A 24,765-nucleotide genomic window follows, 5' to 3' on the forward strand; every position below is an offset into this window, starting at 1 on the left:
AGAATAATAAAGCAGTATAATCATATGCAGAATCCTTATCAACTAGAGTTTCCTAAATTAGGTCAGTCTAATATTGGCTATATTTCAGTAACGGAGCATACTAAGCATGTGCCTTTTGAAGTGCAGCGTATTTTTTGGACCTATTATACCCCCGAAAGTATTGTGCGCGGTCGGCACGCTCACCATCGGACGGAACAGGTGCTTGTTGCCGTGGCTGGACGCATTATTGTGACCACGGAACTGGCCGACGGCACTATTCAGACCTTTCGGCTTGAGGACCCACATGTAGGCGTATATATACCGCCTCATGCCTGGCATACCATGCAGTACTCGCATTCGGCCGTGCAGTTGGTGTTAGCTTCTTCTCCTTACGATGAGGCGGATTATATCCGAAGCTATGACGATTTTAAGCAAATATGGCAGCATCGGTAGAGGCGCGAGCTAGTTGGATAGCTCAACGGGCTGAGCGCTTGCAGTGGTATGCACCCACTAGCTTTCTGCGGCAACTGCCTGTCGAGGCGCAGCAATTAGGACATGGCACTGGTGCTGCTGCCCGCTTTGGCAAGCACCCACACGAAGAAATAGTGCCAATGGCAGGTACTGATGGGCAGTGGCTACTTCAATTGCTGCCTTGGGATACCGAATTTTTTGGCACTGCTACCTACCGGCTATTTACAGGGTTGTTTCCGGCAGCCGCCGCTCCTGGCTACCTTGCCCAGGCGGCGGCTGCGCTGCGAGCCGAGCTGGCGCAGCGCGGGCCGTTTTATGCTTTTGGGGTGATACCCGCCGAGGATACCGCGCTGCTACAAGCCCTCACGGGTGGTGGTTGGCAACTGGTAGAAACTCGGCTTAACTTCTACCGCCCTACAAGCGAGCCCTTGCTGCTGCCCCCAACTCAGGTGCGGCTGGCAGAGCGGGCTGAAGCTGCTCATATTGGGCAGGTGTCGGCCGCGGCCCGCAATGAGTTTGACCGTTTTCACGCCGACCCCTGGTTTGGGCCAGAGCGGGCGGCCGCTATGCTAGCCCGCTATGCCGAAGCAGCCGTAGCAGGCAGCTATGCCGATGCCGTGCTGGTGCCCAATGAGCCGGGCCTACCCGTTGATTCGTTTCTGGCAATTGGCGATACGCCGGCCGACCCAGCTCAGCCAGGTAGTGGCTCGTCGCGGGTGCTGCTCACGGCTGTTGGACCTCAAAACCGGGGTTGGCACATCAAGCTGGTGGCTGAAACCGTGCGACGAGCCGCCACTCTGGAGCTGCCTCAAGTGCTGATGACTACGCAGGTCACCAACCGGGCAGTGTTTCGCACCTGCGAAAAGCTAGGATTTCGGCTAGGAAGCACTACGCACGTACTGGCTTGCCACGGCGGGTAGAGTACTCGCTGTTAAGTTACCCTTTTTGGAAAATCGAATTATTACTAATTAACCGGCCCGGCGTTTTTATGGGCTGCACGACCTTAGTTAGATTATACAAGTAGTATTATGGCTAATAATAACTTGCCACTAGTCAGCATCGGTGTCGCATCGTATAATAATTCGGCATATATAGTTGAAACGCTTGATAGTATCCGACTGCAGACTTATTCCAACTGGGAATTAATAGTGGTTGATGATGCCTCGACCGATAATTCGATTACCCTGATTTCGAATTGGTTTAAGGCTCATCCTGAAGTAAACGGCTGCTTGTTGGTAAATGACCATAATAGAGGTATATGCCATACTTTTAATCGTTTTCTAACCCAGGCTCGCGGCCAGTACATTTCCATTATTGGGTCCGATGATTTGTTTTTGCCAAGCAAGCTTACCACTCAAGTTGCGCTGCTAGAAGCAGCCCCCGCCACCGTAGGCGTAGTCTTTAGCGACCTGAGTAAGATTGATGCTGCTGGCAATGTCATTATACCATCGGTATACGATACAGGCCAGATTAGACCATTCTCGGGCAATGTATGGCTGGAGATGCTTAATACCAATTTTCTAGGGGCGATGACTGTGCTCATTCGCCGCAGGTGCATTGACCAAATTGGTTTGTTCGATGAGAACCTAGCTTATGAAGATTGGGATATGTGGCTGCGTATCTCCCGCGAATTTGACTTCCTGTACCAGCCTGAAATTACTTGCCACTACCGTGTACACGGTAATTCAGTGTTGCACCGCCGCCGGGCGACTATTATCGACAGCAGCCTTCGCCTGCTGCAAAAACACTTAGGCGTGAGCCCGGCTGGCGACACCATTATTGCCCGGCACCTGCGGGAATTCTCGGAACAGCTATACCTACTGGGTAGCCCCGAGAGTGTGTACTGGCTGGACCGTAGCTGGCAGCAGAACCGACACTGGCGGGGGTGGGCTATCCTGACGGCCGCGCGCCTGGGCATCTCGCCTGCCTTGGTAACCAAGGCATTTGGCGGGTTGAAAAAACTGACCGGCCGCGCCTAAGCTAGCGCGGCGTACTAGCTTTTGCGTAATCTATGCCTACTATTCGGGGAGTTCGCTTTCGGCTGTCCACCGCCCTGCACCAGGTGGCCAACAAACTATTTGTGCCGCTGGGTGGCGGCTCTATCCGTGACATTGGCCAGGAGCAGCTAGGTCCCCAGGCCAAGCGGGCACTCATCGTGTACGTGCTGCACGTGATACCCTACTATGTGGCTGGCAAGCTCGAAAGCGCGCCCATGCTCAATGAGCACTCTATGTATTGGGAAACCGCTGAGATGGTGCGCCAGCTCAACGAGCGGGGTTATGTAGTAGATTTCTATGATGTGCATTGCCCAGAGTCGATAGCTTGGGCGCGCTACGAAGTAGCGTTTGTGCAGAGCGACCGGCTAGCCGAGTGCCCACCAAAGCTGCCCGTGAAGAAAGTATTCTACTGTACCGAAAACTACTGGGCTTTCCAAAATATAGCCGAGCTAAACCGCATGCGGGCATTCCATCAGCGCACAGGCATTTGGGTACGGCCCGAGCGGCAGACGCGGGTGAGCTTCTCCGACGAGCATGCCGACCATATAACCCTGCTAGGCACTCCGTTTCAGCAGAGGCTATATAATACCCGGCCCGAACGGCACTACCTAGATATTTCGGTAGCCGCCGTGCCGGTGCATGTGCCCAAGAATATAGCGGTGGCCCGTGCCAACTACCTGTGGTTGGGCAGTGGGGGAGCGGTGCTCAAGGGCCTAGATTTAGCGGTAGAGGCCTTTTTGCAAATGCCGGAAGCCCACCTCTACATTGCGGGTGCTATTGAGCGCGAGCCGCGCCTGTGGCAGTGGCTGAAGCCGCTGCTCGACGCCCACCCCAACCTGCACTACCTAGGCTGGGTGGATGTAGCTACGCCGGCCTTTGCTAAGGTGGCCAATAATTGCCTGGGCGTGGTGTACCCTAGCGCCTCGGAGGGCGGGGGGGGCGCAGTGGCTCAGCTGCTTCATTTCGGGTTGTTGCCCATCGTCACGCAGACGGCCACCGTACGGGCGGCATCGTTGGGATTCGAAATAGAGAGCCAGGAACCAAACGAGATAATAAGCGCCATTCGGCAGCACGTGCGTACCCTGTTGGCCATGCCAGCTGCTGACTTGGCCGAACGTTCGGGAGCCGTGCAGGCCTACGCGGCGGCGCATCATACCCGGCCGGCCTACGCCGCCAGCTTTGCTCGCTTGCTCGACCACCTAGCGCTGTAGCCAGCGTATAAGTGGTCTGGTCGTACCTTTGCGGCCGCTCAAGTTGTGCCGGCACCTCCGCTGGCCAGAAATACTTTATGTCTGATACCTACGTCGTCATCACCTCCATTTTTGCCCCTACTAAGGCAGTAGACAAGATTGCCGCCATGCCCAACTACCGACTGGTAGTAGCAGGTGATAAAAAGTCGCCTACTGACTGGCAGGCCGACGGAGTAAAATATTTGTCGGTAGCTGACCAAGAGTCGCAGGGCTTCCGCATTAGTGAAAAGCTGCCTTTTAATCACTACGGGCGCAAAATGATGGGGTATCTGCACGCCATCCAAGCCGGTGCACAAGTGATTGTAGACACCGACGACGATAATATCCCTTACGATGGCTGGCAATTCCCGGCCTTTGAGGGAAGCTACCAAACCTCGCCGACTGGCAAGGGCTTTGTAAATATTTACAAAAACTTCACTAGCCATCATATCTGGCCCCGCGGATACCCGCTCGACCTGATACTGAATGATGAACACAACCTGAAGGACGCTGAGCTGACGCAAAGCAGCGCAAAAGTGGGCATCTGGCAAGGACTGGCTGACTCAGACCCCGATGTAGATGCCATCTACCGGCTGATTGATAATACGGAGATTTTCTTCGATAAGCGCGCGCCCATCGTGCTGGCCGAAGGCACGCTGTGCCCCTTCAATTCGCAGAATACGGCTGTGCGCCGCGAGCTATTTGCGCTGCTGTATCTACCAGCTTACGTTACGTTCCGCTTCACCGACATTCTGCGCGGGCTAGTGGCTCAGCCCATCCTGTGGGCGCATGGCTACCGCCTAGGCTTTACCGAAGCCACCGTGCTGCAAGAGCGCAACCCGCACGACTACGTGAAGGACTTTGAGTCGGAGATTCCGTGCTACCTGACGCCTAACCGCGTAATTGCTGCTGTGCAGCGCGCTATCGACTCGGCCAATACGGTAGGGGAGAACCTGCGCCTGGCTTACGCCGAGTTGGCTAAGGAAAACATTGTGACGCAGCAAGAGCTAGAGCTGCTCGATTTGTGGCTGGCCGATGTGGCTGCCCTCACCGCTTAAGTAGAGTTAGCCATGCAGGAGTTTCCTTCCGTTTCCGTTGTTATTCCTTCCTGGAATCAAGGGCGATTTATCGGGCGCACTCTCGACAGTATTTTGAAGCAGGACTACCCCGGCTCGATTGAGATAATCGTGTCGGACGGGGGCTCGACCGACGAAACCGTAGAGGTGCTGAAAGGCTATGGCGACCGGCTTATCTGGTGGTCGGCTAAAGACAAGGGCTTTGTAGATGCTGTGACCAAAGGCGTGGCGCGGGCTACCGGCGAAATTCTGGCTGTGCAAAGCTCCGACGACTACTATTTGCCGGGCGCCTTTCGCGCCATGGCTGCCGCGTTTCAGCATTATCCAGAAGCTAGTTTTATTTCGGGTGGGGAGTACGCTATCGACCTGCAGGGCAACGTAGTAAGCAGCAGCAATCCTGGCGGGGAGATTACGCCCCGCAGCATTCTGTTTAGCACGGTGCCGCCGCAACACGCGACTTTCGTGAAGCGTCGGTTTTTTGAAGAAACTGGGGGCATGCGCCGCGAGGTAGATATGTGCGCCGATATCGACCAGTGGTACCGGGTGGCACACTTGGCCCCCGGCCACTACATCACGGAGATGCTGGCCGTATATCAGCTGCACCCTGACCAGCGGACCGTGACGAGCGATAAGTGGTACCCGAACCTAGTGAAGATGGTGGAGCTATGTGAGCAGGAGCCTCGCTATGGCCAGCAGTTTCGCCTCACGGAGGAAGAGCGCCGCAACCTGTATACCTACTGGGAAATTAACTGGACCGGCAAACGTGACATGGCCGCGGCCCGCCCGATTGCGTTTTCTAAACTGATGGGCTTGCTTAGCTACAGCCCTCGTACTCGCCGCATGATACTGGGCGCCAGCATTAATCCGATGTTGAAGAAGCTCGTTCCGGGTGGCCTACTACGTACCATGCAGCCCGTGGCGCCGGCCAGTGCCTCCCAGCCTGACCTAGATTGGTGGAAAAAATAGGAGTAGAAGTTATCTCCCTAGGGTGAATTTTTCCTCCAGTGGGATAAGATATCCTTATGACCAGTAATGGTCTTGTTGAAGGAGTGAGTACTTATGCTTTATTGAGATGAGATGCCTAATACCTTTAGTTAGGTAGCATAGTATCAGTACAGTATACTTCGTAGCTAATCCAGACGCTAAGTATACTAGGTCATCTTGCAGCTCTTACTGTGCTTCTCTTAGCGAACAGATAAAACCAGACCTTTGCAAGTGCCTTGCAAAATCTTGCTGAGGTTAGTTCTTTGTTGATAGAAACAATAAGTGTAATTAATTCTTGGGTACTTAATAGATTTGTAACTGACTGACTTTGCACTTGGCACCACTTATGGAAAAAGACGCTAAAATCTACATTGCGGGCCACCGCGGAATGGTGGGCTCGGCCATGTTGCGCCGCTTACAACAAGCCGGATTCACCAATTTTGTGACCCGAACTTCCAGCGAGCTGGACTTGCGCAGCCAGCAGGCGGTGGCTGATTTTTTTGCGGAAGAAAAACCGGACTATGTAGTTCTGGCCGCGGCCAAGGTAGGGGGTATCAATGCCAATAACATCTATCGGGGAGAGTTTCTGTACGATAACCTGATGATTCAGAACAACGTGATTCACTCTTCCTACCTGAATGGGGTGAAGAAATTGTTGTTTTTAGGTTCATCGTGCATTTACCCCAAGATGGCGCCGCAGCCGTTGCAGGAGAATGCCCTGCTGACGGGAGAACTGGAAAGCACCAACGAGCCTTACGCCATTGCCAAGATTGCGGGCATCAAGCTTTGTGATGCTTACCGGAGCCAGTATGGCTGCAACTATATCTCGGCCATGCCCACTAACCTATATGGCCCGCACGACAACTACGACCTTAAGAACTCGCACGTGCTGCCAGCCTTGCTGCGCAAGTTTCACGAGGCGAAAGAAGCCGGGGTGCCGGAGGTAGAAGTATGGGGCACGGGTACGCCGCGCCGCGAATTTCTACACGTGGACGACCTAGCCGATGCTTGCTACTGGCTGCTCGAAAACTACAACGAGCCCGGCCTGGTAAATGTGGGCACGGGTACCGACCTCAGCATCCGCGAGCTGGCCGAGCTGGTGCAGCGCACCGTGGGTTACGAAGGCAGCATTCGCTTCAACTCCGACTATCCGGATGGCACTCCCCGCAAGCTTATGGATGTGAGCAAGCTCGCTAGCCACGGCTGGAAGGCTACTATCGGGTTGGAAGAAGGGGTAGCTGCTGTGTATGAAGGGGCATTCCACCAAGTGTAGCTCTTAGGAGCCTTCCTTTGCGAAAAGGAAGCTCCCTAGGTGGTAGTATACTAGAGCTTGCGAGCCAAGCGTTAAAGGGCTTATCTAAGCCGAGAAACAGCAGGTGTGAGAGGAATTAGTTCTTAGAGCTAATTCCTCCCTGCTCTAGCAAAGCCAATATTTGCTGGTGCAGGTGTGAGCTTTAACCGGCTTCACCAATTAAATTTCACTTGTTATTCTGCAGATATTCGCCGCCTTGTACAGCGTGGCGATGTATTGAAATCTAGTACGCGAGCAGCGAGTCTAGATTAACTTATTAAGTCTTCTTTGGCAAGTTCTGTATTCGAAAGAATAAGGTTACGCTGCTATTGTGAGAGAAGCTTTCAACTTATGCAGCCAGCAGAGTATACCAAAGCAGTAGGAGCGGGAGCAACTGCAACAACAGGCCAGGAAGATGGCTGGACGGAGATAATAGAGCCGCGTACTCGCCTGCTTGACTTAGGCCTCAAGGATGTGTGGCGATACCGTGACCTGGTGATGCTGTTTGTGCAGCGTGACTTCGTTTCGACCTACAAGCAGACGGTGTTGGGACCCATCTGGTTTTTTATTCAGCCGTTACTTACTACTATCACTTACATGATAGTGTTTGGAAACATTGCTAAAATTCCTACTGATGGGTTGCCTCAGTTGCCCTTTTATTTAGCGGGCATCACCATCTGGAATTACTTCGCCCAAACGTTAGGAGCTACTTCTACTGTATTTACAGCTAATGCCGCAATTTTTGGCAAGGTGTATTTTCCTCGCCTGACGATGCCACTGTCGATTGTTATCTCCAATCTAGTGCGCTTTGGTATTCAGTTTGGTCTCTTTTTGGTCATATGGGGCTACTATTTGGTAAGCGGCAATAGCTTGCATCCCAACCTTTATATACTGCTAACGCCGATATTACTCCTGCTGATGGGATTATTATCACTAGGCTTAGGCATGATTTTCAGCTCCATGACTACCAAGTACCGCGACCTAGGTATGCTACTTGGATTTGGAGTGCAGCTACTCATGTATGCTACACCAGTCATTTACCCTCTTTCGCGGTTGCCACTAAAGTACAAGCCGTATATTTTGGCTAACCCGCTCAGCTCTATTGTGGAAACCTTTCGTTTCGCTTTCTTGGGCTCTGGGTCATTTAGCTGGTTGAACCTAGGATACAGCACAGCTATTACAATAGCCGTCCTGCTAGTGGGTACCATTGCATTCAATAAAGTAGAAAAGAGTTTTACCGATACCGTATAGCGGGCGGGCACAGGTGTTTATCTTTTGTAGATATGAGTAGTAATGTTGCTATCAAAGTAGAAGGCCTAGGCAAGTTATACCGCTTAGGAGAAGTTGGTACTGGCACACTCAGCCAAGATTTAAGCCGTACTTGGGCTCGCTTACGTGGAAAGGAAGACCCTTTTGCTATAATTGGCGAGACTAATGACCGAACGACTAAAGGACAAAGCGATTTTGTGTGGTCGTTAAAAGATGTCGATTTTGAGGTGAAGAAAGGAGAAGTACTCGGTATCATTGGCCGTAATGGTGCCGGTAAATCGACGCTACTCAAGATTTTGTCGAAAGTGACAGCTCCGACTACTGGTAACATAAAAGTTCGGGGACGCATTGCTTCATTGCTAGAAGTAGGTACTGGCTTTCATCCCGAATTAACAGGCCGTGAAAATATCTTTTTGAATGGAGCTATTCTAGGCATGACAAAGGCCGAAATTCGAAGTAAATTCGATGAAATAGTAGATTTTTCCGGGGTAGAGCGCTACATTGATACGCCTGTAAAGCGTTATAGTAGTGGAATGTATGTGCGTTTAGCTTTCGCCGTAGCAGCTTTTCTAGAGCCAGAAATATTAATTGTGGATGAGGTACTAGCAGTAGGCGATGCTGAATTTCAGAAGAAGTGTTTAGGGCGCATGAAGGATGTAAGCGATAAGGACGGTCGTACGGTACTTTTCGTTAGTCATAACTTACAAGCTGTGTCTTCATTATGCACGCACGGAGTGTATTTGCAATATGGGCAAGTGAAGTCTGATGGAGAAATTAATAAAGTTATACAGGACTATTCTGGTGACAAAGGTGTAAAGTATTCGAAACAAGTTAAGATAGTGAGCGAGGGTAAAAGGGCTTGGCTTGTTGATGTTAAGTGTAACAGTATAGATGATAATGATTTTAAGTCAGGAGCTTCATCTTTGATAGAAATCGATGTTATGTCTTTGGAAGAGATAAATAATGTGAATATTGGTATAGGGTTTAATAATTCCAATGATTATAGGGTTTTTACATTGTATAGTAAATTTAAATCGAAATCATATAATTTAGTTAAGGGGGTAAATAAAATTTATTGTGAAACATCTAGTTTGCCGCTATTTCCGGGATTATACAATTTAGAGGTCTTTATCGGTAGTGATTACGAAACCTTAGATTACTATGACAAAGGCTTACAAATAGAAGTGGAACATAATTTCAATATTAGCTATATGCATGTAGATTCCACACATGGTGATGTGTTGGTAGAGCAAAACTGGAAATAACAAAGAAAGTCGCAATGCATCAGCAAGAAGCTCAAAATCAGCTCCCATCAACTGGTGAGCGCATGGTTTCTCAACTTATTAACCATTCGCAAGCCTCTGAAGATGTATATGACCATCTTCATAGGTATGCTAAAGCGTTAGGCTTTGTTAAAGGAAAGGATGTACTTGACATCGCTTCTGGTGAAGGGTATGGTTCTAATCTTCTCTCAAAAGAAGCCAATAGCGTGGTAGGTGTAGATATTTCCAAAGAAGCAATTGATTTCGCTGAAAATAAGTATAAAAGGCCGAATCTAAGTTTCTTAGTTGGGTCGGCTGATAATATTCCTTTACCGCCAGCTTCGGTTGACGTAGTTGTGAGTTTCGAAACATTAGAGCATCATGATAAACATGATGAAATGCTTGCGGAAATAAAACGGATTCTACGACCTGGTGGAGTAATGATTATGTCTACTCCGGATATTGATGTTTACAAAAGCAAAGGCGAAACAAATCATTTCCATGTAAAAGAGTTAAATCTTATTGAGTTTAAGCAATTGGTAGATAGATATTTTATTCATAAAAAGTTATTTTTTCAGAGATATATTCAGGGTTCTCTTATCATATCGGAAGATAATGTTAATACCTTCAAAGAATTTCAGGGGGATTTTAACGATATTAAATCTGGAATAGGTATTGAGTTGCCTTATTATAACCTATGTGTTGCTTCAGATTCTCCTGTTGATGCCGATTATAATTCTATTTTCCATAATTATAAATCGAGTTCTTCTTTTGATGCAGGTTATATCGAATATATTTTGAGATTAGAAAGGGAAGATATGATGAAGTCGAAAACGTATAAATTAGGGAATGCTATTGCATCACCTTTTAGAGTTCTAAGAAAATTATTTAAGTAATATTAGTTGTGGTAACTATAATCATCCCGAATTACAATCACGCTAAGTATTTACCGCAACGTATTGAAAGCGTGTTGCAGCAAACTTATGCTAATACGGAAGTAATTATATTGGATGATTGTTCAAGTGATAATAGTCGTGAAATAATAGAGCGTTTTGCTAAAGAAGATAAGCGCATAAAGGTTATATATAATGAGCAGAATAGCGGCAGTACTTTCAAGCAATGGAATAAAGGAATTGCGCTTGCTAAGGGAGAGTATATATGGATTGCGGAGAGCGACGATTATTCTGACTTGTTTTTTTTGGAGAAACTTGTCTTAAAGCTTGATGCAAATTCGGATATAGGATTAGCTTACTGCGATTCATTATATGTGGATGAGAATGGCAAAGTAATAGATAGAAATTACAGCTTGTATTCAGAGCTAGATGTTGAGTTATGGGAAAACGATTTTACGGTTGACGGCTTAGGGTTAGTGAAAAAATTTATGTCATATAAAAATATTATTCCTAATGCGAGTGCAGTTGTTTTTCGTCGAAGTATAGCACAGCAGGTCGGGCCTGCAGATGAAAAAATGCGGCTGGTAGGTGATTGGTTGTACTGGGCTAGTATCTTGGCTGTTTCTCAAGTAGTATTTGTTGCTGAACAATTGAATTATTTTCGGCAGCATATTAATAATGTGCGAAGTCGAACATTTATTAATGGAATTTATTTTGTTGAACTAACCTACTTGTTAGGTTTGATTCAAAAATACGGCGAGCCAAATAATTATTTTTTTAATAAAATAGTTGCCGATATTTTTAGGATGTGGCTTCAAGAGGATTTGGAAAATCAGAATGTGCCTTATGAAATTTCGGTTAGAAGACATTATAATATTTATAAAAATTTAATAAACTTGAATAAGAGCGTGGAGAAACAAGCAAATGATAAAATTAAAAAATTTATGTTAACTAAGAGTTACAATAAGGCAAGAAATGCAATAGGCAACGGAGTCTTTTATAGATTTTTAAAAGCTTTATTGCTTAAATAATAATTGTATTTATAGATTATTTAAAGTGTGCGGTTAAATATTTTATTTAATTAAATTTTATTTCAATTTATTTGCTGTAATAGCTAATGAACCATGTTGTTTTTATCAGCCACGATGCGAATCGTACCGGTGCTCCCATTGTGCTACTGCATCTATTGCGGTGGTTGAAAAAACAACAGGTCTTTACTTTCTCAATAATTCTGCTAAGGGGCGGCGAATTGGAATCTGAGTTTCAGAGCATAGCCCCCACTTACGTTTGGCACTTACCCCCAGTAGATGGGGCAGTGTCGCCTAGCATCAGCCGGCGCATCTGGAATCGGGCGCGTCGATTCGTACGACCTAGGGGAACCCGCCAACAGCACGAGCAGCAAATTATAGAGGCACTGCGGCAATCAAATACGCAGTTGATTTATGCTAATACGGTAGTGTCGGCCGAGCTGGCTGTACAACTGAAAGCATCGCTTGGCTGCCCGGCGCTATGCCATGTACATGAGCTATCGATGGCCATTGAAGGCTACTTTGGTACAGCCCGCTTTGAGAAAATACTGCCCCAGCTCGACTTGTTAGTTGCTGCTTCAGAGGCTGTTAAGGAAAACCTGTTGGCTACTTATGCGGTGGCAGCAGATAAGTTGGTGAAAGTTTACGAGTTTATTGCGTCGCCGCCGCTACAAGCCGATGCTGCCGAGACTAGGGCCGCAGTTCGTGCTTCGCTCGGCATCCCACTTGAGGCGGCAATAATCGTAGCATCCGGAACATTCGAGTGGCGCAAGGCCCCTGGCCTGTTTATCCAGATAGCAGACTATATGCGGCGCAATATGGAAGTAATGCCTTACTTCTTATGGATTGGCGGTAGCATAAAAACGTTAGCCTGGCAAGAGCTACAATACGATGTAGAGAAACTGGGCCTGACAGACTATGTAAAGTTTATTGGCCCACGTCCTAACCCGTTAGATTATTTACTGAGTGCCGAGTTGTTCGTGCTTACGTCGCGAGAAGACCCTTACCCGCTGGTTTGCTTGGAGGCCGCAGCCCTAGGTAAGCCGGTGCTGTGTTTCGAGCAATCGGGGGGAATGCCTGAATTTGTAGAAACAGACTGTGGCCGCGTGCTTCCTTATCTGCAAATAGATGCAATGGCTCGTGCTATCCAGGACCTACTACTAGACCCCGCAAAACGCCAGGAACTAGGCAGCCAGGCACAACGCAAAGTGCAAAGCCAGCATAGCGTAGAAGTAGCGGGCCAGCAAGTAGTAGAATTGCTACATAAACTTATCGCAGTGCGTTAAGCTCAGTCTATTGAACGCCTAACTGCACAACCCACAAATTTCGGAGTTCTTAAGAATGACACATACCAAATGGGATGTCAAGGATATTGAGTTGACTCGCCTTCAACTTAATCATTTGCAGCAGCGGCAAGAGCAGTATGCGGGGGTTAAAAGACTAGGTATTGCTTTTTATAAGGCTATTGTAACAGGTATAAAGAATCGCTTGGCTCGCACTCCTAATAAGCCAGTAGGCGCTGCGCAGCCCACAGAAGATTTCTTCGCCAAAAATCCGGATTTTAAGCCCTACCAAATCAGGCTGAAAACACCGCCCGCTGGCGTGCGAGCGCCCAAAATCTTGCATGTCATTCCTTATTTCGTTACCGGGGGCTCGCAGCAGCTCATTGTAGATATAATAGAAGGGCTTAGCGACACGTATACGCATGAGGTAGCCTTGATGGCAGTACACGCCCAGCAAGGCTATGTAGGCGTGAAAGTGCATGACTGCACAGGTATGCTCGAGCCGGCCGCGGTCACGGCCTTGTTGCAGCGCGTTCAGCCCGATATTGTACACGTACATTACTACGGGCAGTGGCCACATTTCTTCTGGCATTGGTACCACGCCATGTTTCATGGGGCAGCTGCCTACGGCTGCCCCGTTATTGAAAACTGCAACATTCCGTACATGCCTTACTACCACGATGCCGTTACGCGCTACGTGTATGTGAGCGAGTATGCCCGCGATACTTATGGGGTACGACATTTGCCAAATCAGGTCATTTATCCAGGGTCTAATTTCTCGGTTTTTCAGCGCGCCGGCACACGTCCTGACCCCGATACTATCGGCATGGTGTATCGCATGGATGGCGATAAAATAAACGAACGTGCTATGGAGCCCTTTATCAAAGCAGTAAAGAAGCGGCCCCAAACTAAAGTACTTATTGTAGGTGGCGGCGAGCAACTGGGCTTATTTCAACAGCGGGTAGCCGAGGCAGGAGTAGCAGCTCAGTTCACCTTTACGGGTTATGTTGCCTACGAAAGGCTCGCCGCGCTGTATCAACAGCTGGCTATCTTCGTGGCCCCAGTGTATAGCGAAAGCTTTGGGCAAGTGACACCTTTTGCCATGAATATGGGCATTCCGGTAGCAGCCTACAATGTGGGTGCCCTAGAAGAGATATTGGCTAACCCAGAAGTGCTGGCACCCGGCGAGGATGCCGAAGCCTTATCAGAAGTTATTGTCGGTCTGCTTAACAACCCCGAACGCCGCGAGCAAATAGGAGCATTCAACAAAGCTCGAGCGAATGAGTTGTTTACGGTCGAGACAATGGTAGAAGCATACCGCGAAACGTACCAAGAAGTGCTGCAGTAGTCCACCGAATCTTCTAGAAGTTATTACCGGCTTGTCAGGTAATCTACGTAGCCAGAGCACTCGCTGAGGTTGCGCGAACCAGGTGTGTGCAAGTATAGTGATACAATGGCAGGGCTACTTACTGTGCGTAGCTAAGGCGGAGTCTATTTGCGCGATACCCGCCAGAAAGCCTGTTTTACTCCAATAGGAATCGCTACGTTGATAGGCACAGTGAATTTTAGGCAGTAGTTGGCCAAAATAATAGTATTAAATCGAAATAGAATAGGATAAATCCATTGTGTTTGCTAATAAGTACAGATATTTTTGTTGAAGAAACTTTGAAGTAAACTAGCTTTTAAAAGTGCAAATAAGTAGCTTGGTCGTCTAACTTTGTTAAAAAGTTCAGAGTGTAGCGAAAGTGAAATACTTCTCTAGGTGTTCTGGTAAACAGATAGTTATTACTTAAAAATATTTGTATTTATGAGAGTTGCCTTCATTTCACTGATGAGAGCTTTTCCGTGGGGAGGCAGCGAAGAATTATGGTTTAGGGCAGCTAAGCTAGCTATGGCTAATGGCCACACCGTCTGTACCCTAACCCAGCGTTGGCAAGAGGTACCCACTAAAATTACGGAGCTTGAGCAGTTAGGAGCAGAGGTTTATTTCTATGAGGCAGCTCGCCATAGCCTAGCCGCGAGAGTCGCCGTAAAATTGTCCCTTAAGCCAGATGTAGCGGATATTATTCCTGAAGTTAAGGCCGATGTATACGTGCTGTCTAACGGCTCAACCTGGGATTTTATTTATAACCATCCTCTAACCAACCGGCTTATCGGCTGGGATAAGCCCTATGTGCTAATTAGCCAGCACAACTTTGAGAACGGGCACACCGTGAAAGACACTTGGCGTGCCTATGCACTTAAATTTATTAAAGGAGCCGAAAACGTCTTCTTTGTCTCGGCGCGCAACTTACAAGTAGCCGAGCGTCAGCTAGGCTATGCTATTGAAAAAGCGCAAGTAATAAGCAACCCGGTTATTATTAAGAGTCGCTCGATTAAGCCATTTCCTGCATCCCCTAGGTTGTTGATGGCCTGCGTAGCCCGGTTAGACTGTGATTTTAAAGGGCAAGACATTCTACTGCAAGTACTGAGTACGGCACAGTGGAGAGAAAGAGACTTTTATTTAAAGCTTTATGGTAGTGGTCCTCATCGGGCTCATCTTCAGCAACTGATTACCTTATACAAGCTAGAGGGTAAAGTGAGCTTAGAAGGCCAAGTGAGCGATATAGACCATATTTGGGAGACGAACCACGTGCTAGTGCTGCCATCCCTAAGTGAGGGAACTCCCCTGGCGCTCATCGAAGCAATGTTATCGGGTAGAGCAGCGGTAACAACCGATGTAGGAGGTAACAGTGAGTACGTGCGCGATGGTGAGACAGGGTTTCTTGCTGCTACGGCTTCGGTAAGTTGCCTTACTGCTAGCCTAGAAAGCCTATGGGATAACCGGCATAAGCTGCAGACCATGGGCGAAACAGCCTTTAAACATGCTGCAGCAATCACAGATTTCTGCCCAGAAAAGACATTATTCAAGTATATCCAACAAGCTGATACTAGCCTGGCGACCACTAAAGCAGTGAAAGAATGAAACGTATTTGTGGCAAAAGCGCATGGACGTTTCGGTAAAAGACAAGAAGATGCTCGCTTATCCCATCGGTGTTTCCTGCTTGGTATGCACGTACAATGGCGCTTCACGGCTAGCCGAGACCCTAGGCTGTCTTGCGCGCCAAACGGGGCTTGCTACTGCAGCTTGGGAAATCATTCTAGTTGATAATGCAAGTACCGATGGTGCTGCTGAGCAGGCACAGCGCCAATGGGCATCGCTTGGGGCCCCTGCACCACTATACCTGCTGCGAGAGCCAAAACCTGGCAAGCAACATGCGCTGGAAACGGCAATCGGCCAAGTGCGTTACCGCTATACTTGTATTGTAGATGATGATAATCGTTTAGCAACTGATTACTTATGCACTGGTCTAAGCCTATTAGAAGCTAACTCGCAGGTAGGCATTCTAGGTGGTCCCAATATTGCTACATTTGAAGGGCCAGAACCCGCCTGGTTTGCGTCGTTTCAGCACTGTTATGCCGCTGGCCCACAACTCGACCGAGTGGGAGGAGGGTTCGTGCCTTTGGCAGATGGTAATATTGGCCGTAATGTGCTGTGGGGAGCTGGCATGTTTGTGCGAACCGCTATCTGGCACAAATTGCGGAGCATAGGGTTTCAAAGTATGTTCTCGGGCCGGTTAGGAGAAGGTAATCTGACTGCTGGCGAAGATGATGAGCTGTGTTATATAGCGCAGCTGCTCGGTTATGAAGTGTGGTACTCGTCGCGGCTGCACCTGCAGCACTACATGACTAGCAACCGCCTTACCGAAGCCTACCGCGACCGGCTGTTCTATGCCTCAACGCGTTCGGCTACTCGGCTGAATGCCTACCGCAATGCCCTATGGGGAAAGCAGGAGACAACCCTAGGAGTGAATTTAGTCAAAGACATTGGTTACAATGCTCTTGGCGTAGCAAAAGCAGTATTCTCACGCAACTTTGTTCAAGCAGTATTTTCAAGCAATACCATTGCGCGTATGAATCAGTGGCATAGCTTGCTAGTGTTGAAGGAAGCAATAGCGCATTTCGGGCAAGTGAAAAACTATTATAAGCAAATTCAACAGCTTAAACGCCAAGTAACTAATAATTCCTCACCTTCATAGCTGTTGTAGAGTGTATAAGCTAGTAAAAGGCGTAGCAGATAGTTTCCTAAGGAGGGTGTCACAAGCTTTACCAACCTGGCAGCGCTATACAGTGGAGAAAAGCTTTCCGGCCCGGGAAGATTACCAGCCGACCCTGCCGGCCAACTTAGCCATGTTTTCGGCGGAAGTGGCCCAGCGCTTTGCGGCACCAATACACTTCCCACCGCACCACCTCTACCGGCTACGCAATGTGCATGCTACCTGGGATGGGGCAATATTCCACAATTTGCGGTTGTTTCTGCCGAGTATCGTATATCCCAAATTTGCGAGCCGCTTTCAAGATACGCTGCTACTACGGCAGTGGGTAGGGACAAAAGTGAAAGTGCCCGTTGCATCATGCGTAGCAATATGCCATGACCAATGGTCAGTAGAAAACTATTACCATTGGCTGGTCGACACCTTGCCGCGCCTGCTCATATTGCGGCAAAGCCACCCTGCTATGCTGCTGCTGCTGCCTCAGCCGCTGCCTCCCAAGCAGATGCCCGACTATATTCAGCGTAGCGCAGCAGTATTTGGATTTACGCAGTACTTACCGATTACAATGCGCCAGATACTTCAAGCTGACTGCGTAGTATTGCCCGCACTGACAGCGCCTTCGCTGAACCAAAATCCGGAACTGGTCCAGCAAGTGCGGGCTGAACTAGTAACTGCTTTAAGTCCCGACCCAGTGCGGGCCACTCGTAAAGTATACGCCGCACGTGCTGCAAAGGGGGTACGGAGCCTAGTGAATGAGCCAGAGGTAGACGCGTTGCTGCAAGAACTAGGGTTTGAAAAAGTATATTTTGAACAACTTTCTTTCTTGGAACAAATAAACCTCATGCGCGAAACGACTGTGTTTTTGGGCGTTCATGGGGCCGGCATGACTAACATGCTGTTCTTGCAAGATGGGGCCAAGGTGGTGGAGCTACTTAATGAAGGATATGGCGATTTGTGTTATTTTCGACTGGCGTCGTGCTTAGGCCTGCCTTATTATTTCGTTCCGTGCATAGGAACCAACCAAGAGTTGGCTAATCAGTCGGATATAATGATAGATATTAGCTTATTGCGGCAAATCATAAGTGAGATAATCTAAGGGTAGCGAATAGAAGCAAGAAGTATAATTCTTCCGTAATAGCAACTGACTCCAGCGGACTATTGCTCGAGGAACGGCCTAAATACAAGGAGGCCGTTCAAAGCCGAGTCCTTACTGAGAGGCATACGTAGCCAGCCTCGCCGTACGGCTCAGCCTTATGGCGCTAGAAGAAAAGACGTGGCCTGAGAACGCGTAAAGAGCCTTATATTTGCAGATGACATAACCTTGGTGTAACTACCACCAAGATAGTTTAGTTAAACGCCAACTGCTCATGTTATGTCCCGAGCGAATGTTGCCAGCCTCTCTATGTGCACACCGATAAAAGCTAAAGCTATCACTTAAAATGCTGCCATGCCTGGCCTGCCTACTGGTAGTGATAGGCGACAAAAGCACGATGGGCTTGGCTTATTAAGTATTGGTGCTGATGCGGCTGCATTAGCTTAGGAGCCAACTGATTTGGGGTAGCACCTAGTGAATAATATTCGATACTAGCTAGCCTATCAGTGTTCCCTGACCATTGGTAGATGCCAATAAATTAGCTACGGATTGGGGTAATGTATATAAAATAAAATAACTGAGGGAATACAGCGTCCGTATGCAGGCCTTTTATAATTTGACTAGCCTAGTAGGCTAACAAAGATTCAGAACTATCGCCCTACATTAATCTACATAAACACCTAGAAATCTGCCAACATGAAAAAAGCTTTAGTAACCGGAATCACGGGCCAAGATGGCGCTTATCTGGCTGAACTCTTACTTAGCAAAGGATACGAGGTGCACGGCATCAAGCGGCGCTCCTCGCTGTTTAACACCGACCGCATCGACCACCTTTACCAAGACCCGCACGAGTCGAATGTGCGCTTTAAGCTGCACTACGGCGACTTGTCAGATTCGACCAACCTGATTCGTATTATTCAGGAAGTGCAGCCTGACGAGATTTATAACCTCGGCGCAATGTCGCACGTGAAGGTATCGTTTGACACGCCGGAATACACGGCCAACGCCGATGGCATCGGTACGCTCCGCATTCTGGAAGCCGTGCGCTTGCTGGGCCTGACCAAAAAGACCCGTATCTACCAGGCTTCAACCTCGGAATTGTATGGCTTGGTGCAGGCCGTGCCGCAGTCGGAAACCACGCCTTTCTATCCGCGCTCGCCCTACGCCGTGGCCAAGCTGTATGGTTACTGGATTACGGTGAACTACCGTGAGGCATATGGCATGTTTGCTTGCAACGGCATTCTATTCAACCACGAAAGCCCGCTGCGTGGGGAAACCTTCGTGACGCGCAAGATTACCCGGGGCACGGCGCGCATCGCCATGGGTCTGCAGCAGAAGATATACCTAGGCAACCTGGACGCCCGCCGCGACTGGGGCCACGCCAAGGACTATGTAGAAGCCATGTGGCGCATCCTGCAGCAAGACGAGCCGGAAGACTTCGTTATTGCCACTGGCGTAACCACCACTGTGCGCGACTTTGTGAAAATGTCGTTTGCCGAGGTCGGGATAGAATTGGCTTTTGAAGGTGAAGGTGCGGAAGAAAAGGCTCGTGTAGTGCGTTGCTCGAATCCCGACTTCACTATAGAAGAAGGACAGATAGTGGTAGAAGTTGACCCAGCCTATTTCCGTCCTACCGAAGTAGAACTGCTCATCGGCGACCCCACGAAGTCGAAAGAGAAGCTAGGCTGGGAGCCGCAGTATGACCTGCCCGCGCTGGTAAAAGACATGATGCAAGCTGACGTAGAGCTGTTCCGCCGTGATGCCTACCTGCTGAAAGGTGGCCACAAGGTGTATAACTACCATGAGTAGCCGCCCGCGTCATCTCCTGAATGGATATCGTCGTTAAGTCTTTTAATCGTCCTTACTATCTGGAGCGCTGCCTGCGCAGCATTGAGCAATACGTAACGGGGGCGTACACTGTCCGGGTACTGGACGATGGTACGCCCCCGGAGTATTTGGCGCGCATTCAAGAGTTGTTTCCGACGGTAACTATTGCCTACTCGCCTCGCTATGAGCAGAAGGTGGCTGCCCTGCGCCGACACGTGGCAGGTGGGGCAGCGTTTGACGAGCGCGTGATTCCGATTGCCTTCTGGAAGGCGGAAATAACGAAGTGCTCCGATACTTTCCTGTTATTAGAAGACGACATCTGGCTGACAGAGTCGCTTGACCTAGGGGCTATGGCCCAGCAGATGCGGGAGCACCGCCTAGCTACCGTGAAGCTAAGCTGGCTAGGCAACCCGCGCCTAGTGATGGGGCGGCGCCGGCTATTGGCCGATAATCTGGAAGCGCTGATACCAGATATTCCGCTCGCTACACGGCTGGTGTTTCTAAACGACCTGCGAGCTCGCTCGGTGCTCTACCGACTAGGCCTATTGCGGTTTTTTAAAACCGATATGGAATACCAGTTACCGCTGTATGCGTTGTATTCCGTAGCTTCAGCCTTTTTCGACAAGGCATATTGGCTGTACTTATGGGAAGACTCGCAGGTGAGCATTGATGAGGCACAGCAACTGCGGCGGGCGGTGCAATGGCAACGCCAGCATCAGCCTCAGTTTGCCAAAACGCAGCGGGAAATTACTAAAACCTCGTTTATTACTTCGGCGACCAATATGTTCGCGGGTGTAAACTTCGACGTTTTTCGCTTTAGCCACCACCTCAACCAGGCTTGGCTACGGGGCGAGTTGGATACTATGCGCGGCTTTCCCCGCGACCTGCCTGAAGACTATTTGCGGGAGTTTCTGGAAGCTGCCCATGACCCCCACACCACTTATTCTGAATGGCAGCGATGGACGGCCTGCTTTAAAGGACAGTATCAGCGCTTGGGCTGTGAGGTGGAGTAGGGGATGCCGTTATCCTATATTGCGGCCGGTACCTAGTACTGGCCGCGCTTAGTTTTATATCTACTTTGTACCAACGACTGACTACTGCGTTTCGTCAAAACCTGGCAGCTCTACGACAGCCCGGTTCATTTGCGCAGAATTTTCTGGTGTCAATGTCGGGGTCGGCTATTGTCACCGTACTGGGGTTTATACTTACGCCGGTACTGTCGCGCATTTATCCCCCGGCAGCTTACGGGCAGTTTGCGGTATTTAACTCGGTAGTCAGCAACCTTAATCTGCTGGCTACGCTGGCCTACACCAGCGCCATTCCATTACCTAAGGCGAAACGCGATGCGTTGGCTGTAGTACAACTCAATGTGGTACTCACGCTAAGTATGTTCGGCATTGTAACGCTGGCGTTGGCTGGGCTAGGAGCACACTTGGTACGCTGGCTTAATTTGCAGTCGTTGGGGGCTTGGATATACCTAATGCCGGTGCTGATGCTGCTGTACAACTTCAGCCTCACTATGAGCAGTTGGTATATCCGTACCAAGTCGTTCCGCACCCGAACTACCGCCGACTTAATAATGTCGGTAGTAAGCCGAGTTTTTACCCTAGGCTATGGCTGGTTCACAGGCGGACAAAGTGCGGGGCTTATACTGGGCGACTCGCTAGGTAAGTTTACGCTGTTTGGAGGGTTGCTGCGCAGTGGTTTTCAGCAGGAGCTACGGCCGTTGTGGCGCACATTTTCGTGGCGGCGGATACGCGAAGCTGCTTATAAGTACCGAGAGTTTCCGTTATATGTGCTGCCGGGAGGATACATAAGCTCGTTATCAAGCCAACTCCCTGTATTCATGCTGACGGGAGCATTTGGCAGCACGGTAGTCGGATTGTATTCATTCGCTGCCTCACTGCTCGAAATTCCAGTATCGCTTATTGGGTCTGGCATTGCGCCAGTGTTCTACCAGAAGGCGGCGGAAGTGCAGCATACCGAGCCGGAGCGGCTCAAGGATATCACGCTAAATATCTATTATAAGCTGCTGTATATTGGGCTATTGCCGTTGGGCTTTATAACCGTTTTTGGCGACCTCATTTTCAAGCTTATTTTCGGGGCGCGCTGGGAAATGGCTGGAGTATTTACCGGATATTTAGGCTACTACTACATATTCCGGCTTACGGGGCAGGCAACCGGAATGATTTATAACGTATTACAGCGGCAGCAATACGCTTTAATTACCAATACACTGCTGCTGCTTACGCGCGGGGCCGGTTTAGCAGTAGGCATTTGGATGAAGGATGTGAACATGGCAATGCTATTATTCGGCGTCAGTAGCTTGGTTAGCACTTTCCTTATTGACCTGCACATCTTGTATCTTCTGAAGCTACCGGTGGTACGCATCGCGCTCCGTACAATCCTGCTAATGGCTTTAGCGTTAGGATTCTTTTTTCTGCTGCGATTGGGATTCAATCAGTTGCATATCCAAATTCTGCATGTGTAATATTGATGCTGTCATACCACTTACCCTCTATTAATTGATGAGAAGCTAGACTTTTAAATAGGGATTGTGTTTCCAGTGTCTGCTCAAGAAGTATGGGGCTACCTTTGTAAGCCAACTGCCGCTCGAAAGCTCATGATGCTGCAAGAAGCCTAATATGGCGTTCTTGCGGTGTATTCCCTTATGCCTACTCCTTTTTTTAGTGTAGTTATCCCAACGTATAACCGCGCCAGTTTTATTGGAACCACGTTGCAGTCCATCATTGAGCAGGACTTTTCTTCTTTTGAAGTCTTAGTAGTGGATGACGGTAGTAAGGACAACACTGCTGAAATAGTGCAGCCTTTTCTGGCTGATAACCGCCTGCACTATCTGCCCAAGGGAAATGCCGAGCGCGGCGCTGCCCGCAACTATGGTCTCGAACGGACGCGGGGCGAGTACGTAATTTTTCTGGATTCCGACGACCTCTTCCATCCCAATCATCTGGCGACGCTATACGCCGCCATCCAGGCGGCGCCCACGCCACCCAACTTTATTGCTACTAAGTATGACTTTGACCGCGATGGGCAGCGCCAGCCCAGCAGCCTAGCTACGTTGTCTGCTGGGCCACTAGGTTTCGAAACCTTTTTACAGGGCAATTTACTTGCCTGCAACGTGTGCGTGCGACGCGCTAATCCTGGCCTGAAGCTCTTCGAGGAAGACCGCCGCTATGCCGCCGTAGAAGACTGGATGTTCATGCTCGAAAACACTCAGCATGGCGACGCGGTGCAGCTCGTAGACGCGCTGACGCTGACCATGAACGACCACGACCAGCGCTCGATGCGGGCCGATAATCAAGGATTGATAAAGCGATTGGAGCTGGCTGCCGCCTGGATGCAGCAGCGTCTGAAGTTGACCGAGGCGCAGCGGCGGCAGTTGCTAGGGCGGGTATATTACCTTTGTGCCATCCATGCCTACGCTGATGGGCACCGGGCGCAGGCATGGGGTTTTGCCCGGCGGGCCACGCCAGGGCTAAGCACTAAAGCTGCCGTCCTGCTGCTGACCCGCATTGTGCTGGGGCCGCGCTTGGTGAACCTCCTTAAAGGTTAGGCGCCGCACACCTTTTTACTATGCGAATACTTTTTTTGGGCTACTGGGGCCTACGCGATGGACTTACTACAAGCACCGTGTTTCCGCACCTGCGGCTGCTGCAAGAACGGGCTGACGTCGAGGCCATTCGCTTAGTAACTATTGAGCGCGGCGCTGAGGCGCAGGCTGAGTTGAAACTGGAGCTTGGTTTCGACGGGTCAAAAATCAGTTTTGAGCCGTTGCGTTCTAAACCTTCGCGCAATGTTATTCTCAACAAGATTGAGGACTTTATTCGTTTTCCACGGGAGCTAGTGCAGCAGGCACGAGAGTTTCGACCTGACTTCATCTTGGCTCGCGGAGCCCCAGCAGGAGCGCTTGCTTACCTAGTATGGCAAAAAAACAGACTGCCATTCTACGTAGAGTCGTTTGAGCCGCACGCCGACTATATGCTCGAATCGGGGGTGTGGCGGCGCTACGACCCGCGTTACCTATTTGAGCGACACTGGGAGCAGCAGCAGAAACAATTGGCACTAGGGCTAATGCCGGTAGCCGAAAACTATCGGCAGCAATTAATAGCAGAAGGAGTGCCAGCGCAGCGCATTGCTACGGTGCCGTGCTCGGTCGACGCTAGGCAGTTTGCCTACAGCGATACAGTCCGGCAACGGATGCGTGAGCGCATAGGCTGGGCCGAAACCGATGTGGTAGGCGTGTACGTGGGTAAATTTGGGAGCATTTATTACGACAAGGAGGCATTTCAGGTGTTTCGGACGGCGGCCGATTTTTTCGGCCCAGGTTTTCGCCTTATTATTCTTACGCCTGACCCCTTGCACGAAGTACAGGCTAAACTGGCAGCAGCCGGGCTAGCAGATGGGCAGGTATTCTTAACTAAAGCCGCTCACCAGGAGGTGCCCGATTACTTGTCGGCTGCTGACTTTGCGTTTGCCACCATCAAGCCCGCGCCTTGCCGGCTGTTCTGCTCGGCCATTAAGATTGGTGAGTACTGGGCCAGTGGCCTGCCTGTGCTTCTCCCAGAAGGTATAGGCGACGACAGCGACATTATCAAACAGGAAGGCGGCGGGGCCATCTTCAATCTAGACCGACCCATTTCGGTGTCAGAGGCCCTGGCCAACGTGGCTCAGCAAATAGCGCATCCCAGCTATCGGCAGCGGGTGCGCCACCTGGCCGAGCGGCATCGCTCAATTGAGTTGTCGCGCCAAGCTTACGTTCATTTTTTTGGGGTACCAGCCTTGCAGTAGCTTGGCTGGGCCGCTTGTTGCGGTAAGACGAGCATTTTTACTGGTGTACATTTGTGCTACGACGTTTAACCCTATGTGATAGGCTTGGCTAGTGCAAATTCAGGGTTTTTTGATTGATAATCCTACGATGGTGCCTCTTCGATGCAAAAACGCTTCTAAAAGAATGGCGATTGCTTTATC

21 protein-coding genes are annotated in these 24,765 nt (G+C 49.5%); all 21 read left to right on the top strand.

The genetic code is table 11. From position 1 onward, the window contains the following. The first annotated feature begins 24 nt into the window (after nucleotides 1-24). Nucleotides 25-432 carry a sugar 3,4-ketoisomerase gene (locus tag JAO77_RS00450; protein WP_198988309.1) on the top strand — a complete coding sequence of 136 codons (408 nt, stop codon included), beginning with the start codon at nucleotides 25-27 and terminating at the stop codon, nucleotides 430-432. After that, nucleotides 417-1,370: a GNAT family protein gene (locus tag JAO77_RS00455; RefSeq protein ID WP_198988310.1), complete on the top strand. Its 954-nt coding sequence runs from the start codon at nucleotides 417-419 to the stop codon at nucleotides 1,368-1,370. Before JAO77_RS00450 ends, JAO77_RS00455 begins: the two co-directional genes overlap by 16 nt. Before the next feature lie 108 nt (nucleotides 1,371-1,478). After that, the gene (locus JAO77_RS00460; RefSeq protein WP_198988311.1) at nucleotides 1,479-2,429 is read left to right on the top strand and encodes a glycosyltransferase; all 951 of its coding nucleotides are present in this window, start codon (nucleotides 1,479-1,481) and stop codon (nucleotides 2,427-2,429) included. Nucleotides 2,430-2,461: 32 nt separating this feature from the next. Then, the gene (locus JAO77_RS00465) at nucleotides 2,462-3,658 is read left to right on the top strand and encodes a glycosyltransferase (RefSeq protein ID WP_198988312.1); all 1,197 of its coding nucleotides are present in this window, start codon (nucleotides 2,462-2,464) and stop codon (nucleotides 3,656-3,658) included. A 77-nt stretch (nucleotides 3,659-3,735) separates the two neighbouring features. Further along, nucleotides 3,736-4,734, top strand: coding sequence for an STELLO glycosyltransferase family protein (locus tag JAO77_RS00470; RefSeq protein WP_198988313.1), 999 nt, complete (start codon nucleotides 3,736-3,738; stop codon nucleotides 4,732-4,734). A gap of 12 nt (nucleotides 4,735-4,746) precedes the next feature. Continuing rightward, nucleotides 4,747-5,718: a glycosyltransferase family 2 protein gene (locus JAO77_RS00475; protein WP_198988314.1), complete on the top strand. Its 972-nt coding sequence runs from the start codon at nucleotides 4,747-4,749 to the stop codon at nucleotides 5,716-5,718. 364 nt (nucleotides 5,719-6,082) lie between these two features. Beyond that, the gene (locus JAO77_RS00480) at nucleotides 6,083-7,009 is read left to right on the top strand and encodes a GDP-L-fucose synthase family protein (RefSeq protein WP_198988315.1); all 927 of its coding nucleotides are present in this window, start codon (nucleotides 6,083-6,085) and stop codon (nucleotides 7,007-7,009) included. A gap of 369 nt (nucleotides 7,010-7,378) precedes the next feature. Then, nucleotides 7,379-8,278: an ABC transporter permease gene (locus tag JAO77_RS00485; RefSeq protein ID WP_198988316.1), complete on the top strand. Its 900-nt coding sequence runs from the start codon at nucleotides 7,379-7,381 to the stop codon at nucleotides 8,276-8,278. Nucleotides 8,279-8,310: 32 nt separating this feature from the next. Further along, nucleotides 8,311-9,561, top strand: a complete 1,251-nt coding sequence (locus tag JAO77_RS00490) for an ABC transporter ATP-binding protein (protein ID WP_198988317.1) — start codon at nucleotides 8,311-8,313, stop codon at nucleotides 9,559-9,561. Nucleotides 9,562-9,575: 14 nt separating this feature from the next. Next, entirely contained in the window at nucleotides 9,576-10,454 is an 879-nt protein-coding gene (locus JAO77_RS00495; RefSeq protein WP_198988318.1) for a class I SAM-dependent methyltransferase, read from the top strand. A gap of 8 nt (nucleotides 10,455-10,462) precedes the next feature. Beyond that, the gene (locus JAO77_RS00500) at nucleotides 10,463-11,482 is read left to right on the top strand and encodes a glycosyltransferase (RefSeq protein ID WP_198988319.1); all 1,020 of its coding nucleotides are present in this window, start codon (nucleotides 10,463-10,465) and stop codon (nucleotides 11,480-11,482) included. Nucleotides 11,483-11,568: 86 nt separating this feature from the next. Beyond that, entirely contained in the window at nucleotides 11,569-12,765 is a 1,197-nt protein-coding gene (locus JAO77_RS00505; RefSeq protein ID WP_198988320.1) for a glycosyltransferase family 4 protein, read from the top strand. Between the two features lie 202 nt (nucleotides 12,766-12,967). Next, entirely contained in the window at nucleotides 12,968-14,110 is a 1,143-nt protein-coding gene (locus JAO77_RS00510) for a glycosyltransferase family 4 protein (RefSeq protein WP_198988321.1), read from the top strand. 459 nt (nucleotides 14,111-14,569) lie between these two features. Continuing rightward, nucleotides 14,570-15,727 (top strand): glycosyltransferase family 4 protein, encoded by a 1,158-nt coding sequence (locus JAO77_RS00515; RefSeq protein ID WP_198988322.1) that lies wholly within the window; start codon nucleotides 14,570-14,572, stop codon nucleotides 15,725-15,727. 22 nt (nucleotides 15,728-15,749) lie between these two features. Beyond that, entirely contained in the window at nucleotides 15,750-16,841 is a 1,092-nt protein-coding gene (locus JAO77_RS00520; protein WP_198988323.1) for a glycosyltransferase, read from the top strand. A gap of 10 nt (nucleotides 16,842-16,851) precedes the next feature. Further along, entirely contained in the window at nucleotides 16,852-17,952 is a 1,101-nt protein-coding gene (locus JAO77_RS00525) for a glycosyltransferase family 61 protein (RefSeq protein ID WP_198988324.1), read from the top strand. A gap of 693 nt (nucleotides 17,953-18,645) precedes the next feature. Next, complete coding sequence (gmd, locus tag JAO77_RS00530; RefSeq protein WP_198988325.1) at nucleotides 18,646-19,758, top strand: GDP-mannose 4,6-dehydratase; 1,113 nt, start codon at nucleotides 18,646-18,648, stop codon at nucleotides 19,756-19,758. A 20-nt stretch (nucleotides 19,759-19,778) separates the two neighbouring features. Next, nucleotides 19,779-20,789: a glycosyltransferase family 2 protein gene (locus tag JAO77_RS00535; RefSeq protein ID WP_198988326.1), complete on the top strand. Its 1,011-nt coding sequence runs from the start codon at nucleotides 19,779-19,781 to the stop codon at nucleotides 20,787-20,789. Between the two features lie 65 nt (nucleotides 20,790-20,854). Next, nucleotides 20,855-22,267: an oligosaccharide flippase family protein gene (locus JAO77_RS00540; protein WP_198988327.1), complete on the top strand. Its 1,413-nt coding sequence runs from the start codon at nucleotides 20,855-20,857 to the stop codon at nucleotides 22,265-22,267. Between the two features lie 180 nt (nucleotides 22,268-22,447). Next, nucleotides 22,448-23,350, top strand: coding sequence for a glycosyltransferase family 2 protein (locus tag JAO77_RS00545; RefSeq protein ID WP_198988328.1), 903 nt, complete (start codon nucleotides 22,448-22,450; stop codon nucleotides 23,348-23,350). Between the two features lie 20 nt (nucleotides 23,351-23,370). After that, the gene (locus tag JAO77_RS00550; RefSeq protein WP_198988329.1) at nucleotides 23,371-24,585 is read left to right on the top strand and encodes a glycosyltransferase; all 1,215 of its coding nucleotides are present in this window, start codon (nucleotides 23,371-23,373) and stop codon (nucleotides 24,583-24,585) included. The last annotated feature ends 180 nt before the right edge of the window (nucleotides 24,586-24,765 follow it).

It is taken from the genome of Hymenobacter sp. BT559, assembly GCF_016427535.1.
Taxonomy (GTDB): Bacteria; Bacteroidota; Bacteroidia; order Cytophagales; family Hymenobacteraceae; genus Hymenobacter.